The sequence below is a fragment of the Alkaliphilus crotonatoxidans genome (assembly GCF_054658015.1).
Genome location: NZ_BAAHXS010000006.1, coordinates 612,519 through 628,041, shown reverse-complemented (window position 1 = coordinate 628,041; position 15,523 = coordinate 612,519). Strand labels below are relative to the sequence as shown.

General features: G+C 43.9%; 15 protein-coding genes and 1 riboswitch. Of the genes, 2 read left to right on the top strand and 13 right to left on the bottom strand.

Annotated elements, in window-relative coordinates; genetic code table 11:
- Positions 1-25 precede the first annotated feature (25 nt).
- The gene (locus ACYQ1I_RS15025; protein WP_459766748.1) at positions 26-1,024 is read right to left on the bottom strand and encodes a LacI family DNA-binding transcriptional regulator; all 999 of its coding nucleotides are present in this window, start codon (positions 1,022-1,024) and stop codon (positions 26-28) included.
- Between the two features lie 189 nt (positions 1,025-1,213).
- Complete coding sequence (locus ACYQ1I_RS15020) at positions 1,214-2,911, bottom strand: M3 family oligoendopeptidase (RefSeq protein ID WP_459766746.1); 1,698 nt, start codon at positions 2,909-2,911, stop codon at positions 1,214-1,216.
- Positions 2,912-3,122: 211 nt separating this feature from the next.
- Positions 3,123-3,253, top strand: a riboswitch (cyclic di-AMP (ydaO/yuaA leader).
- 11 nt (positions 3,254-3,264) lie between these two features.
- On the opposite strand from ACYQ1I_RS15020, the gene ACYQ1I_RS15015 reads away from it, so the two are divergent.
- Both ACYQ1I_RS15015 and msrB read left to right on the top strand, forming a co-directional pair.
- Positions 3,265-3,966, top strand: coding sequence for a cell wall hydrolase (locus tag ACYQ1I_RS15015; RefSeq protein ID WP_459766744.1), 702 nt, complete (start codon positions 3,265-3,267; stop codon positions 3,964-3,966).
- Positions 3,967-4,107: 141 nt separating this feature from the next.
- A complete protein-coding gene (msrB, locus tag ACYQ1I_RS15010) occupies positions 4,108-4,560 on the top strand; it encodes a peptide-methionine (R)-S-oxide reductase MsrB (RefSeq protein WP_459766742.1) in 453 nt (150 codons plus the stop codon).
- 47 nt (positions 4,561-4,607) lie between these two features.
- Here msrB and ACYQ1I_RS15005 read toward each other — a convergent pair whose 3' ends face one another.
- The 11 genes from ACYQ1I_RS15005 to citD all read right to left on the bottom strand — a co-directional run bounded on the left by ACYQ1I_RS15005 (position 4,608) and on the right by citD (position 15,511).
- Positions 4,608-5,846 (bottom strand): sodium ion-translocating decarboxylase subunit beta, encoded by a 1,239-nt coding sequence (locus tag ACYQ1I_RS15005; protein ID WP_459766740.1) that lies wholly within the window; start codon positions 5,844-5,846, stop codon positions 4,608-4,610.
- A gap of 43 nt (positions 5,847-5,889) precedes the next feature.
- The gene (locus ACYQ1I_RS15000) at positions 5,890-6,270 is read right to left on the bottom strand and encodes a biotin/lipoyl-containing protein (protein ID WP_459766738.1); all 381 of its coding nucleotides are present in this window, start codon (positions 6,268-6,270) and stop codon (positions 5,890-5,892) included.
- Between the two features lie 78 nt (positions 6,271-6,348).
- Positions 6,349-6,741, bottom strand: coding sequence for an OadG family protein (locus tag ACYQ1I_RS14995; RefSeq protein ID WP_459766736.1), 393 nt, complete (start codon positions 6,739-6,741; stop codon positions 6,349-6,351).
- Between the two features lie 29 nt (positions 6,742-6,770).
- Entirely contained in the window at positions 6,771-8,318 is a 1,548-nt protein-coding gene (locus ACYQ1I_RS14990; RefSeq protein ID WP_459766734.1) for an acyl-CoA carboxylase subunit beta, read from the bottom strand.
- Between the two features lie 28 nt (positions 8,319-8,346).
- Positions 8,347-9,744: an oxaloacetate decarboxylase subunit alpha gene (locus tag ACYQ1I_RS14985; protein WP_459766732.1), complete on the bottom strand. Its 1,398-nt coding sequence runs from the start codon at positions 9,742-9,744 to the stop codon at positions 8,347-8,349.
- Between the two features lie 122 nt (positions 9,745-9,866).
- Positions 9,867-11,207: a citrate/sodium symporter CitS gene (gene citS, locus ACYQ1I_RS14980; RefSeq protein ID WP_459766730.1), complete on the bottom strand. Its 1,341-nt coding sequence runs from the start codon at positions 11,205-11,207 to the stop codon at positions 9,867-9,869.
- A gap of 242 nt (positions 11,208-11,449) precedes the next feature.
- Positions 11,450-12,220 carry a Na-translocating system protein MpsC family protein gene (locus tag ACYQ1I_RS14975; protein ID WP_459766728.1) on the bottom strand — a complete coding sequence of 257 codons (771 nt, stop codon included), beginning with the start codon at positions 12,218-12,220 and terminating at the stop codon, positions 11,450-11,452.
- Positions 12,210-12,767: a citrate lyase holo-[acyl-carrier protein] synthase gene (gene citX / locus ACYQ1I_RS14970; RefSeq protein WP_459766726.1), complete on the bottom strand. Its 558-nt coding sequence runs from the start codon at positions 12,765-12,767 to the stop codon at positions 12,210-12,212. The genes ACYQ1I_RS14975 and citX overlap by 11 nt, the downstream gene beginning before the upstream one ends.
- 11 nt (positions 12,768-12,778) lie before the next feature.
- Positions 12,779-14,320: a citrate lyase subunit alpha gene (gene citF / locus ACYQ1I_RS14965; RefSeq protein WP_459766724.1), complete on the bottom strand. Its 1,542-nt coding sequence runs from the start codon at positions 14,318-14,320 to the stop codon at positions 12,779-12,781.
- Complete coding sequence (gene citE / locus ACYQ1I_RS14960; protein ID WP_459766722.1) at positions 14,307-15,215, bottom strand: citrate (pro-3S)-lyase subunit beta; 909 nt, start codon at positions 15,213-15,215, stop codon at positions 14,307-14,309. The genes citF and citE overlap by 14 nt, the downstream gene beginning before the upstream one ends.
- Complete coding sequence (gene citD / locus ACYQ1I_RS14955) at positions 15,203-15,511, bottom strand: citrate lyase acyl carrier protein (RefSeq protein WP_459766720.1); 309 nt, start codon at positions 15,509-15,511, stop codon at positions 15,203-15,205. Before citD ends, citE begins: the two co-directional genes overlap by 13 nt.
- Between the last annotated feature and the right edge of the window lie 12 nt (positions 15,512-15,523).

Here is a 15,523-nt window from a genome sequence, read left to right as displayed (position 1 = left end):
AACGTTTAACTTGTATTGAAAAAAATTATGTGGATTTACGGACAATTAATTTCGTATCAAAGACAACCAGCTTATCTAAGGGCGCTCTGCCTTCGATCATATCAATTAACAGGGCCGATGCCTGGTAGCCCATGTCATATTTGGGCTGTAAAATGGTTGATAATTCTGGTTCTACCAGCCTTGCCATGTAAATATCGTCAAAGCCCAAAACAGCTACATCCTGGGGTATTTTTTTGCCGGCATCCTTCAAGGCCTTCACCAGACCGATGGCAATCAAGTCGTTGCCGCAAAAAACAGCATCAAAATCTATTTCTTGATTTAGCAGCCAGATTGCAGCACCATAGCCCCATTCCCGCTTGAAGGAGCCTGTCAAAACCTTATTTTCGTCTATTTTCAGGCCAAATTCCGTCATGGCCCGTCTATAGCCCTCCAATCGGCTTTTGGCAGTTTCATTGGCCGTATTTCCATTGATCATGGCTATTTTACGATAGCCCTTTTCTATCAAATATTTTGTTCCTTCATAGGCCCCCTGCTGGTTATTTACCACAATTCTGCCCACCCTTCCCTGCTGGGGAATATCACGGTCTAATAGCACAATGGGAATGGCCTGCTGTTGAAGCTTATTCAGCCAATAATTGTGATCAGAGGAGGCAGTAAAGATAATTCCGTCTACCATCTTTTCACTTAACATATTGATATACCGCTGTTCCTTTTCTATATCATCATCGGTATTGCAAAAAATTATGTTGTAGCCCTCCTCATTGGCCTTATCTTCAGCTCCCCGGGCAATTTCTGGGAAGAAAGGGTTGGCAATATCAGGTATAACCAGACCGATTGTCTTGGTTTTTCTTGTAACCAAGCTTCTGGCCATGGTATTTGGCACATAATTATATGTCTTGGCAATTTCTAAAATTCTCTGTCTTGTGGTGGAACTGATATGTTCATCCTTGTTGTTTAATACCATAGAAACCGTAGCTGTAGAAACTCCGGCCATTTTGGCTATATCCTTAATGGTTATCTTCATTTGCTTCACCCAGTCATCTGTTTTGAAAACGTTTTACTTAAACGTTTATTCTATTCTAGCATATTTTAAATTTTACTACAATAGGCCCTACTAAATTTTTTTGCATAATTATTAGAGAATAATAATTACTACTAAATTAATCAAGCCGGTGCTGAGGTCACCGGCTTTCTTTAGCTATTGCTTTTCTTTTTATAGTGCTTTGTCATTAACTGTATCAAGCCATTCCTCAATGGGCTGAACAATTGCCTTAATGCTCCCATCTTCAAAGGGATTTTTGAGGTTTGCCAGGCTGACCAGCTCTAAAAATGATTTGCTTCCTCCTGCCCTGCACAGCCTTAAATAATCTTGCCATGCCCTTTCTCTATCCGTTCTTGATTTGACCCAAAATTGGAAGGCACACACCTGGGCCAGAGTGTAGTCAATGTAGTAAAAGGGATCATTAAAAATATGACCCTGTCTGTACCAATAGCCACCTCGGCTTAAGAAGTCATTTTCTTCGTAATCACGATGGGGTAAATATTTCTTTTCTATTACCCGCCACATATCCTTTCGTTCTTGAGGTGTTGCCTCGGGATTTTCATAAACCCAATGCTGGAATTCATCTACCACTACCCCATAGGGTATGAATAGCAGGGCTCCACTAAGATGAGAGAACTTATATTTTTCTACATCCTCCTTAAAGAACAGCTCCATCCATGGCCAGGCAAAGAATTCCATACTCATGGAATGAATTTCTGCGGCATCGAAGGTAGGCCAAATGTATTCCGGCACCTCAAAATTTCTGCTGCTATACACCTGGAAGGCATGACCTGCCTCATGGGTTAATACATCTACATCTCCAGAGGTTCCGTTAAAGTTAGAGAAAATGAAAGGTGACTTATATTGGCTTATGTAATGGCAATAGCCGCCCCCTGCTTTTCCCTTTTTAGCAACCAGGTCCATTAGTTCCTTTTCTAGCATATAGGTAAAAAATTCGTGTGTCTCCGGCGACAGCTCCCGGTACATGGTTCTTCCGTGATCAATAATCCAATCGGGGTCACCCTTTGGGGTCGCATTGCCTGTTAAAAATTCTAAGGGTTCATCATAGTATTTTAATGTATCTAGCCCCAGTCTGTTTAGCTGCCTTTTTCTCAGCTTTGTAGCCAGGGGAACCAGGTCAGTCAAAACCTGATTTCTATAGTTGGCTACCATTTTAGCATCGTAATCAGACCGCATTAGGCGGTTATAGGCCAGCTCTACAAAATTATTAAAGCCAAGCTTTCTTGCCATTTCTGTTCGAACCTTCACAAGGCCGTCATAGATTTCATCAAATTGGGCTTCATTTTCTTTGAAAAAGCCAGTAAAAGCCTCCTGGGCGGCCTTTCTTATCCCTCTATCGGAAGATTCAAGATAGGGAGTCATTTGTGATAAATTTCTCTCTTCGCCATCGAACATGATCTTTGCCGAGGCCCTCAGCTTTGTGTATTGACTTGACAGCTTGTTTTCCTTTTTTAAATCCTCCATGATTTCAGGGGCAAAGGTCTTCATTTTCATTTCAACAATTCTAAAAAGCTGCTCTCCCCATTTAGCCTGAAGGGCTTGCTTAAACCTGGATTTAGACAGAGCCTGGTAAAATCTGCTGACCAAGCCTTCGTAAACAGGCATGACCTCATCAATATAGTCATTTTCCCCTTCATAAAATTCATCGGTGGTATTGATGGTATGTCTAATGTATACCAGGGCTGTCATGGTTTCGAAATAATTTCTAAGCTCATTGATTTTTTCCATGATTGAATCCTGTTCTTCAGCCGTTTGGGCCCCGGTGAATTTCTGCAAAAGCAAATCAAAATCCTTTTCTAGGGCAGCCATATCCGGCCTGACGTATTGAAAGTCTTTAAATGTTTCCATTGAGAATCCTCCTTTACCGGTTATTTATCCATATAGTTTATTCAATATGCCTTAAAATATTATTCTACAAATATACCTGAGTTCCTTTTTTTCATTAATTATAGGAAAGGCCTTCATGAAATTGTAAGTATATGTAAATTGTATATTTTGGTATCTTGCCCATAAAGGTTTACATAATATATATCATCCTGTATAATAAGCGTATTGCATGGCACTACAACTGCTGAATCCCAGTTTTCTGGGTACGGAGGAACCAATTAAGGGGTTAATCCATGCTTCATGGTAGGGAGCCTTCTTTCCCGAACCCGTCAGCTAACTTCGGAAGCCATGTTTTAGGAAGGAGTGTTCCTGTTATGCAAAGAGATGTAAAACGTATTGTTGCCATACTGTTGGTTGTACTATTTATTTCTGTACAACTGGCAGGGGTTTTTGGAAGCGGCTATACAACGTTGAAATTTGGCAGCCGTGGAAACGAGGTCACTAGACTGCAGCAAGCTCTACAGGACAAAGGCTACTACAATAGTGACGTTGATGGGATTTTTGGCCCCGTCACCGAAAAGGCTGTTATTGCTTTTCAAAAAGACAGCGGCATCACAATTGATGGTATAGCCGGAAACGAAACGCAATCTAAGCTATACGGAAGCTCTGCTCCGGTGTCCAGAGGCGACACCGCCTCTAGAAGTCAAACCAGCGAGGACCTTTATTGGTTGTCAAGAATCATCCATGCTGAGGCAGGGGGCGAGCCCTACAAGGGAAAGGTAGCAGTAGGCAGTGTTGTGTTAAATAGGGTTCAATCAAAGGATTTTCCCAATACTGTAAAGGGTGTTATTTTTGAATACCATCAAAATATTCCCCAATTTAGTCCCGTAGCCGACGGAAGTCTCTATAAGACCCCTTCCCAGGAAAGTATTGAGGCTGCAAAGGAGGCATTAAATGGTGTCAAGCCTGTCGGTGATGCCACCTATTTCTTTAATCCTAACAAGGCAGCCGGGTCATGGATTGTAAGAAGCAAAACCTATGTCACAAAAATTGGAGATCATGTTTTTTACCGATAATATACAGATGGGGTGTGGTATTCTGCCGCACCCCCTATTTTTAATCAGCATCCCACGGGAGGCTGTTTTTTTTGGGTGTGAAAAGCCCGATTTAAGGGTATATTGATGGTATATAGCTTTTATGAAGGGAGTTTTATCGAAATGAGCAAGGAAGAAAAAAAGCCGCAGAAGAATCTAAAGGAAAAGCTCACACCATTGCAATACCACGTTACCCAAGAAAGCGGAACAGAGCCGCCCTTTCAAAATGAGTTTTGGAATCACCATGAGCCGGGAATTTATGTAGATGTGGTTTCAGGGGAGCCTTTGTTTTCATCCCTCGACAAGTACGACGCAGGCTGTGGATGGCCCAGCTTTACCAAGCCTATTGTTCAGGCATCCGTTAAGGAAAAGAAGGACCTGAGTCACGGAATGATTCGAACCGAGGTAAGAAGTAAAGAAGGTGATTCCCACCTGGGGCATGTTTTTGACGACGGCCCCCGACCTACAGGTCTGCGATATTGTATTAACAGTGCTGCCCTCAGGTTTATTCCACTAAAGGATTTAGAAAGGGAGGGCTATGGCCATCTTCAGGGGATTTTTGAACAGGAAGAGTAATAAATAAATCGTGCCGAAACCGGCACGATTTATTTATTAAAAGTAAATTAACCAAACATTGACAGCAGTACCCCTGCCGCTACGGCAGAGCCAATGACCCCTGCCACATTGGGGCCCATGGCGTGCATCAATAAGAAGTTGCTAGGATTTTCTTTTTGTCCCACCACCTGGGAAACACGGGCGGCCATTGGGACTGCCGATACACCGGCTGAACCGATCAGGGGATTTATGGCATCGCCCCCAAGGATTTTATTCATCAGCTTAGCCAGCAATACCCCTGCCGCGGTACCCACACCAAAGGCCACTACCCCCAGGGCAATGATCTGAATGGTATCGAGCTTGATAAACTGTTCTGCCTTGGCGGTGGCCCCCACCGCCAGTCCCAGTACGATGGTAACAATATTAACCAGCTCATTTTGGGCGGTCTTGGAAAGTCTGTCGGTAACCAAACATTCTTTTAGTAGATTACCGAACATTAAAAGCCCCACCAGGGCAGCAGCTGAAGGCAGTAACAGGGATACCACAATGGTCACCAGGATGGGAAATACGATTTTTTCCACCTTGCTGACGCTCCTTAGCTGTTCCATTTTAATCATTCGCTCCCGCTTGGTGGTGAGGGCCTTCATAATGGGGGGCTGGATGATGGGCACCAGGGCCATATAGGAGTAGGCCGCCACGGCAATGGGCCCCAATAGATGGGGGGCCAGCCGGGAGGTTAAAAAGATGGCTGTAGGCCCATCGGCTCCACCGATGATGCCGATGGATGAGGCCTCCATGGCATTAAAGCCCATCAAAACGGCCCCTGTAAAGGTAAAGAAGATTCCAGCCTGGGCTGCCGCCCCTAAAAACAGACTCTTGGGGTTGGCAATCAGCGGCCCGAAGTCGGTCATGGCCCCAACCCCCAGGAAAATTAGGGGTGGGAAAATAGTCAGTTTATTACCGATGGCGAAATATTGAAGCAGGCCACCGGGGGTTTCGGTATAGATTTGAACCGGAATTCCCTTCAATAGGGTTTCGGCAGTGGGGTTGGTCAGAAGCTCGGCCGCCTGACCGGCGGTTCCCTCATTCAGGGCCTTCAGGGTGGTATGACCCAGATCCATCAGCCCCGCCAGGGGGAGATTGGTCAACAGCATACCAAAGGCAATGGGAACCAGAAGCAGGGGTTCAAATTTTTTGCCGATGGCAAGATATAACAGAAAACAAGATATGCCAATCATAATCATATGCTGTAAGGTCATATTGGCAAAGCCTGTGGATTCCCAAAATTCTATTAGTACTTCTACCATGGGGGTTTCTCCTTTCATAGATAAATGTGACAGCTTCAAAAGTCTATTTCAACGCCACCAGAAGATCACCGCCATTGACAGCGACGCCCTCCTTAACATAGAGAGAGGCCACGGCACCGTCGGCAGGAGCCATAATTTCATTTTCCATCTTCATGGCTTCTAATATAATTAACACCTGGCCTTGCTTAACGGCTTCTCCTTCCTTCACCAGAACCTTCCAGATGTTTCCGGGCATGGGGGCTGTTACTGTGGTGGCACCGTCAGGAGCTTCCCCAGGGGCCGAAGGAGCTGGCTTAGCCGCTGCCGCAGGCTTTGGCGCCGCAACGGGAGCCGCCGGCCTTGGACTGACGGCCACCCCTTCTTTAATTTCCTCCACCTCTACTTCATAGCTGACACCATTAACAGAAATGTTGAATTTTCTCATGATCTATTTCCTCCTCATTTTCGAGTATAAATATTCAAACAGGGCAAAAGCCCATACAATCCCTGCCGGGATCAGGGCCTACTTCCTTAGCAGATTATGCAAACCATTATTGGCCCAGGGGCTGGTCGGGTGGCCCCTACGCACAATATTTTTTACCACAATGTTATGGGTACTGGTATGTAGGCTGGCTGCCACCGCTGCTGTTATGACTGCCACCAATTCCCCATCATCTGTAGCTGGTTCTTCTTGAGCTGCTTCAGTCACTTCAGGGCTTACCGGGGGCTTCTTGGTCTGGGGTAGTGCTTTTCTGGGGGCCAATATGTTGGACATGAGTTGTATGACTAAATATAACAATAATAAGGCTACGAACACAATTCCTACTCCCAGCACCGTCACCTGCAGGCTGGCCAGGAGTCTTTCTCCAAAGGTCATGGAATCTGTTGCATAGTGTAGTTTCTCTAACAAGCTCATTCTATCTTCACCTCTTTTTCAGGGTCTCCCTATAGGGGTACATTTCCATGCTTTTTGGGAGGTCTAGACTCTCTTTTACTGGCCAGCATATTTAGGGCATCTGCTAACCGGGGCCGGGTGGCTGATGGTTCAATTATATCATCTACATAGCCCCGCTCTGCTGCCTTGTAGGGGGTAGCAAATTCATTTTTGTAGGCCTCTATTTTTTCTGAGCGGGTTTCCTGTGGATTTTCTGATTCGCTTATTTCTTTTTTAAAGATAATGTTGGCTGCCCCCTCGGGCCCCATAACTGCTATTTCTGCTGAAGGCCAGGCCATCACTAAATCTGCTCCTAAATCTTTGCTGCACATGGCTAAATAGGCTCCGCCATAGGCCTTTCTGACGATCAGGGTGATCTTTGGTACGGTCGCCTCGCTGTAGGCATAGAGCATTTTGGCCCCGTGGCGGATAATCCCACCATATTCCTGGGCGGTTCCCGGCAGGAATCCTGGTACATCGACTAGATTTAATAATGGAATATTAAAGCAATCACAGGTTCGGATAAATCGCCCTGCTTTGTCTGAGGCGTTGATATCCAGGCACCCTGCCAATACCTTGGGCTGGTTGGCAATGACCCCTACGGTTTGGCCATTGATTCGCATAAAGCCTGTAATCATATTTTGTGCATAATAGGGCTGTACTTCATAAAAATCTCCATGATCTGCGATTAAGCCGATGACGGTTTTCATATCATAGGGTTTATTGGGATCATCTGGAACAATTTCGTCCAGCTCCGGAATAATTTGATTAATATCATCGGTTACTTCAAAGACCGGGGGCTGCTCCAGATTGTTGGAGGGAAGAAAGCTCAACAGTCTTCTGATATCAGCAATGCAGGCCTCATCGTCGGCCGAAACAAAATGGGCTACGCCGCTGGTTTGATTGTGGGCCATGGCGCCCCCCAGGGCCTCGGCACTGACCTCTTCTCCGGTGACTGTTTTTATGACCTGGGGTCCTGTAATAAACATTTGACTGGTTTGATCTACCATAAAGATGAAATCTGTCAGGGCTGGTGAATAAACGGCTCCCCCGGCACAGGGGCCCATGATGGCGGAAATCTGTGGAATTACCCCCGATGCAATGGTATTTCGATAGAAGATTTGGCCATAGCCCGACAGGGCATCGACTCCCTCTTGTATCCTGGCTCCGCCGGAATCGTTCATGCCCACCACCGGGGCCCCCATTTTCAGGGCCATATCTAACACCTTGCAGATTTTTTTTGCGTGCATTTCCCCCAGGGAACCTCCTACTACGGTAAAGTCCTGGGCATAGGCATAGACCAGCCGTCCCTCTACTTGACCATAGCCTGTTACCACCCCTTCTCCAGGGGCATCTACTTTTTCCATTCCAAAGTTAACGCAGCGATGCTTCATAAAGCTATCTAACTCAACAAAGGTTCCTTCATCAAAGAGCAAATGAATTCTTTCCCTTGCCGTAAGCTTACCCTTTTCATGCTGACTGGCAATTCGTTTTGCTCCGCCCCCCTGTTGAAGCTTTTCTTTATGCTGACGAAACATTTCAATTTTATTTGGCGCCATCAATGGTCCCTCCTTATCAAGATGTATTTTAAACAAAGTGTATTTTTTGTTCCATGTCAACATAGTTGCTTTCTATTTTATATTTTTTGGCCCTTCTGTCTTTGAAGTACTCCAGGGCTACCTGAGGGAAGAGTCCATAGGTGAGGACATCCTCCTGCTGCTCTATAAATTCTTTTACTTCTTTTTTAAAGCCCTCTAATTGCGGGGCGATGGTATCGGCAGGCCTTTGGTCAAGTACCTTCTCGCTGCCGATTATTTTTTCTTTAATAGTCTTGTCAATCTGACCAACAGGCCTGCCGTATTCTCCCTTAACATAGGCTTTTATTTCTTTGGGAACCATTTTATATCGCTCCCCCAGGATTACATTAAAGACTGCCTGGGTTCCCACCATCTGACTCAAGGGTGTCACCAGGGGGGGATAGCCCAGCTCAGCTCTGACCCGTGGAACTTCTTTTAATACTTCTTCATATTGATCCAGGGCATTTTGCATTTTTAGCTGGGATACCAGATTTGACAGCATACCACCAGGTACCTGATAAACCAGAGTATTGATATCTACTCCCAATAGCTTGGGATTCAACAGGCCCTTTTCTAAAAAGGAATCTTTTAATGGTGCAAAGTATTCGGCAATTTTATTCAACTGATCTAGTTTGATTCCTGTATCCCATTGGGTTCCCTCCAGGGTTGCCACCAGGGGTTCAGTGGGAGGCTGGGAGGTTCCCAGGGCCAGGGGAGAGATGGCACAATCCACTATGTCCACTCCCGCCTCAATGGCTTTTAAATAGGTCATAGAGGCAACTCCGCTGGTGTAATGGGTATGAAGCTGAATTGGCACCTTGATAATTTCTTTTAAGCCTGAAACAAGCCCATAGGCATCATAGGGCTTTAATATCCCCGCCATGTCCTTAATACAAATGGAATCGGCACCCATCTTCTCCATTTCCTTGGCCAGCTTTAAGTAGTACTTTTGATCATGTACTGGACTGGTGGTATAGGAAATGGCTACCTGGGCGTGACCATTGGCCTTTTTCGTTGCCTCAATGGCTGTCTTTAGATTTCTAAGATCATTAAGGGCATCAAAAATACGAATGATGTCAATTCCATTTTCAATGGATTTTGTAATAAACTCTGTTACCACATCATCTGCATAATGTTTATAGCCCAATAGGTTCTGACCCCTTAACAGCATCTGAAGCCTTGTCTTTTTCACATGCTTTCTGATGGTTCTGAGTCTTTCCCATGGATCTTCATTTAAAAACCTCAGGCAGGCATCAAAGGTGGCACCCCCCCACGCCTCCAGGGAATGATATCCGATTTGATCCAGCGCCTCCAATATCGGTACCATCTCTTCTGTTTTCATTCTGGTAGCTATTAAAGATTGATGGGCATCCCGCAATACGGTTTCTGTGATCTTTACTTTAGACATTTTTTTCCTCCTCATTGTTATAACGTCTTTTTATGAATAAAATGATAAGAAACAAAACATGGACAGGTAAACCAAGCCCCTGCCATGCTTTGTTTTATTCGACTTAATACAATCAAATAAGGCTAAAAGAATATTCCAAAGACAATACTGGCAACAACCAGCATGATACCGCCCCCAAGCCTTGAGGAAATCTGTGCGAAGGAAATTAAATCCATTCGTTTTGCAGCCCCCAGGACGGCTAAATCCCCTGAACCTCCACGATTTGCCATACATAGTCCGGCCGTAATGGAGGACTCAATTGGATAAAAGCCCACTACATATCCAAACAAGGCAGTACCTACGGTGGCACCAACTACTACAAAGGTTGCAATCAAAATGTTTTGTAAATTAACAGCGGCAATAATTTCTGCCAGGTCTGTATAGGCTACCCCTACACCCACCATAATTACCCATAGGAATTGCTTTGAGAAGAAGCCTTGAAGCTTCTTAGCCCCTTGCTTTAATTCCTCGGGAATAAGGTTTAGGGCATTAAATAGTGATACGAATAAGACCATGTAGGCAAAGGTATGAATTTGAACGCCGCCGATGCTGGGCAGTATTTTCTTACTCATGAGGGTACCTAATAAATAGGCCGATACAGATAAAAGTAAGCCTGCAGCAATTTCTTTGTTGGTTATTTTTAGATCGCTTTTCTTATCCTCTGCATCAAAGCCTTCGCCTCTAACCAGTTCTCCATTTCCAGTTAAGCTGGGCTTCTTTTCTCCAAGCTTATTTAATAATGCAGCAACAAAAATTGAAATAATATTAGCGATAGTCAAAATAGGAAATGCAAAGGATAAAAATTGCTTTGGATCATTACCCGTACTGCTGGCATAGATTTCGCTCATGGGCAATGCCCCGGCCCCTGTTCCACCCCCCATGATTGGAAGAACATACATAGACAGTACATTACTAATCGGAACACCTGTTACTAAGCCTCCGATGGCACCAAAGAGCATTGCACCCAATACGCCCACCAATATTGTCGGAATGTAGCCTACCAGGGCTTTCATTAACAGCTTTCGATTCACTGAAAGAATACTGCCGGTAATCAATACTGAGATAAACAGTGTTAAGAAATCTGTATCCTCCATAAAAACACTGATGGATTCTACAGTTTGCTCGGGCATAATTCCTGAGTAAACAAGATAAGCTGAACCAATAAAGGCCAATATTGCCCCTCCCCCGATGTATTCCTTCCAAATGGGAATTCGATCACCAACTTCCCCAAATATGGTACCTAAAACTAAGGTAATGGCAAATGCTCCCGTAATGGTTACAGGCAGCACACCTGTTAAAGAAGTAGCAATAATAACGACAGCCAGGGCTGCAAACAGGGGCAGCGGAATACCATACATTTTCATATTTAGCAGGCTTCCACTTTTTGCACTTTGAATTTTTTCAATGCTTTGTGTTGTTTCCATAGTTTCCCTCCTTTATTTTTTACAACAAAAAAAGCCAACACAGAAAATACTTTCTGTGTTGGCTTTTTTAAGCTAAATCAATAGACTTTCTTAAATAAGTCAACCCTTTATTGATACACTATAAAATTATATATATCTATCTTATTATCGACTATTTTAAAAAGCTTTCTCATGCAGGAAAACCTTTTCAAACTTAGCCTAAGTAAATTATATCCCAGCTAAAATTGTTTGTAAAGAGTATTTTAACTAATTGTAAACTTTAATCTATTCAGATCATTTTCAACATTGACATCAACTGATATCAGCTTTACATTCCATTGCAGAATTTCCAACAAAAGCTTTACCATTTCAGCTTCATGATCCTGGTAAAAAATTTCTCGATTATATTTTACAATTGAGGTATTTTTGGAATATTCCAACAGGGCCTTTTCTAGCTTTGTAAAGGCTTCTATAATTTCTATCTCAATGATATCGGCCCGTATAAAGGCCTTCACTGTTTTTGGCCCCTTACCTGTTCTGTCTTTCACAAACTTGGCCACGGCATTTTTGATTCGTTCCTCCAGGTGAACCTTCTCTTCACTTGACAGGGCCTTACTTTTAATCATAGCCAGGGCGCCTCGATTTCTAAGGATTTTTTTAGCGGCCTTTTCCATGACAGCTACCATTTCCCTGACGTTAATGGGTTTAATTAGATAATTATCTATCCCTATATCGACGGCCTTTAAGATGACATCTAAATCTGCAAAGGCAGTGGTAATAATAACTGGTACATCACTGATGCTTCTAATTTCCCTTGCCATGGTTAATCCATCCATTACAGGCATTTTTAAATCTGAAATGATTAGGTCGGGAAGGTTTTCCTTAAATAATTCCAGGCCCCTTTGTCCATTTTCAGCAATTAAAAGCTGCCCCACCCGCTTTTTCAAGAAAAAACCCATCTGTTGAATGACTTCCGGCTCATCTTCAACATATAATACCTTCAAATTTTTCAGGAGACTGTTATTAATATCCATCCATTCCCTCCTTTTTAAAACAGGATGATAAGGGTATGCCATACTCCTCAAGGAGTCTATAGATATGATTTAAAAGGGATTTAAGGGTATGTCTTCCGCTTCTTCTACACTGGGCTGCATACCCATCGCAAAGCAGGCATTTTCTTTCCTTTAATCCCAGAAGAGCACGATTAACTTGTTTTCCGTCTTTGTCAAAAACGTCAAAGTCAAAGAGTCGACCCAGAGGATGTTCTTCCTCTATCTCAACGACGAGCCGTTTAATCTCTTCTGCAGGCCAATTAATTAAATAGAAACCTTCTATGCCCGCAGCACTTTGTCTTTTTTCCTGATGACAGATTGCCTTATGAAGGGTCTTTAACCTTTCTGTTAATCTTCTTTCTCCCACTTGGTGAGCCTTTATGAACTGTTGATTATTTTTATCGGGCCCAGGTATATTTAAAGTAAAGGACACCAGCGTCATATTATATCGCCTTAGCAATTCTTTCTGTATTTGAGCTCTTTTCTCCCTTTCGGTTAGTATTGCCAGGGCTTTAACACCGATGTCCATGGTTGATCCTCCTATTTTACCGCTTTTATCACGTCTATAATTGTACCGTCTCGATACTCCACAAGTCCAACAATTTTTTCTGTATATTCAATGTCTTTTGGCTTTCCTGTTATTTTTTCTGCCTTTTCCTTTAATTCTTCAATTGTAAAGATGGGCAGATTTTTACCAGATAGCTTTTCTATTAAGTCCTTTCTTAAGGGATTAACGGCAATGCCTCGATCCGTTACCACCACATCAATGGTTTCGCCTGGAGTAATAACGGTATTTACCCGGTCTACAATGGTTGGTATTCTTCCCCTCATCAGTGGTGCCACAATAATGGCAAGCTTTGAGCCGGCGGCTGTGTCGCAATGCCCCCCGGAGGCCCCTCTTATGACCCCATCTGAACCGGTAATGACGTTTACATTGAATTGAGTATCCACCTCAAGGGCACTTAAAATCACAATATCCAGTAAATTTACGGCACAGCCCTTATTATGGGGATTGGCATAGAAAGAAGCATCTATTTCATAATGGCCGGGATTTACACCAATTGACTTGGCCGCTGTCAAATCAAAGCACTGGGTGTCATAGAGTTTTTCAATCAAGCCCTCTTCGTGCATTTCGACAAAGGGTCTTGTAATTCCCCCCAGGGCAAAGCTAGCTTTAATATCCCTTTGAAGCATGGTTTCCCGAATTGATCTGGCCACAGCAAGGGAAGCGCCACCTGTTCCACACTGCATTGAAAATCCAGGCTTTAAGTAACCGGAGGCCTCGATAACCTTGGCAGCATATTTGGCAATTAGCAGCTCCTTTGGATTTTTAGTATACCTTGTTGCACCTGAAACAATACCCTTTGGATCTCCAATGGCATCAACCTTTACCACATAGTCAACATCGGTCTGTTGAATACTGGCCGGTACATTGGGGTAAGGAGCCAAATGATCTGTAATTAGAATGACCCGGTCGGCAAATTGGGCATCTACCTTGGCATAGCCCAGAGAACCGCAAAATGATTGACCTGAGTAGCCATTGGCATTTCCATACTCATCACAGCTTGGTACACCTAAGAAGGCAATATCAATTTTAACGTCGCCCGATTCGATGGCCCTGGCCCTGCCGCCGTGGGATCTGATTTTAATAGGATATTCCAGTAACCCCTTTGAAATGGCCTCAGCCAGGGGCCCCCTCACACCACTGGTTTCTATTTTAGTAATAACCCCATTTTTTATATGCTCAATTAACGGGGCATGAACACTATTCAAGGAACTGGCTGCCAGGGTTAGATTTTTAATTCCCATATTGGCAATGATATCCATGACCATGTTGACCACATAGTCTCCTTCTCTAAAGTGATGGTGGAAAGATACGGTCATGCCGTCTTCTATTCCTGATTTTAGAATAGCCTTTTCTAAATTATCCACCAGCTTGCTTTCTCCCGGCAAAATTTGAGAAAGCTTTCTTCCCTGTCTTTTTCCCTCTGGTTTTGTATGATAGGGCCCATTATAGGGAGTTAGTTCACCTATTCCATCAATATGGGCCGGTATTGATCTGCCAATTTTATTTTGATTCAACTGCTTCCCCTCCTTCGATCCCATAGACGCCTGCTGCTTGGGCCAATAACAGTACCCGTTGTGCCCGTTCTATAATGGGTTTGTCAACCATTTTACCATTTAAGGATACCACCCCCGAACCTTTTTGCAAGGCTTCTTCACTGGCTTCAATGATACGGATGGATTTTTCTATTTCTTTTTGGGAAGGGGTGTAAACATCGTGGACAGCATCAATTTGTCTAGGGTTAATTACTGATTTACCGTCAAACCCAAGCTGCTTAATCAATTTAACCTCTTCTATAAAGCCAGCTTCATCATTAACATCCGAAAACACTGTATCGATGGCATAAATTCCAGCTGCTCTGGCGGCCATTAAAAGTTGACTTCTGGCAGTTAACAGCTCAATTCCTTCTATGGAACGGCTTGTCTTTAAGTCGGTAACAAAATCCTCTGCCCCTATGGCAATACCCACCAATCGCTTACTTGACGTGGCAATTTCATAGGCATTAATGATTCCGAGGGCGCTTTCTACCGCTGCCATCAGCTTAATGGTACCCACCGGTATTCCCGCTTGAATTTCAATTTTTTCTATGGCCTTTTCAATTTCAATTACATCCTGTGCCGTTTCTGTCTTGGGTAGCCGAATAATATCCGGCTGAGCCCTTACAATGGCCTCTAAATCCTCTTGACCATAGGGCGTATCCAGGCCGTTGATCCTGACAACAGTCTCTACTCCTTCATAGTCAATGGAAGTAAGGGCATAATAGACTAAAAATCTTGCGGCATCCTTCTCATGAATTGAAACAGAATCCTCTAAATCAAACATGATGGAATCGGCCCCATAGATATGGGCATCCCTTACCATTCCCGGATGATTGCCGGGAACATACATCATGGTTCTTCTTAATTTGTACATGACTTACTCTCCCCCCACTGAAAGGTTTCCAGCCCGGCAGCTCTTAAAACAGCCGTCTGAAGTCTTGCTTTGATGACACAATCAAGGGCTCCCTTATCATTTAGCTTCACCAGGGCGCTGGTTACCTTCAATTCTTCTAGGGTTTCCATAACCACCCGTTTAATCTGTTCTCCATACTGCTTTTCAACCTGGCTTTTCAGCTCAATGGTGATTCCTGTACCCTGAGCTGGCTCAATGACGATTGAAATATCGCTTGATTCAAGGGTACCTGCCATTGCAGCGGTTTTAATATCCATTTTTCCCCCTCC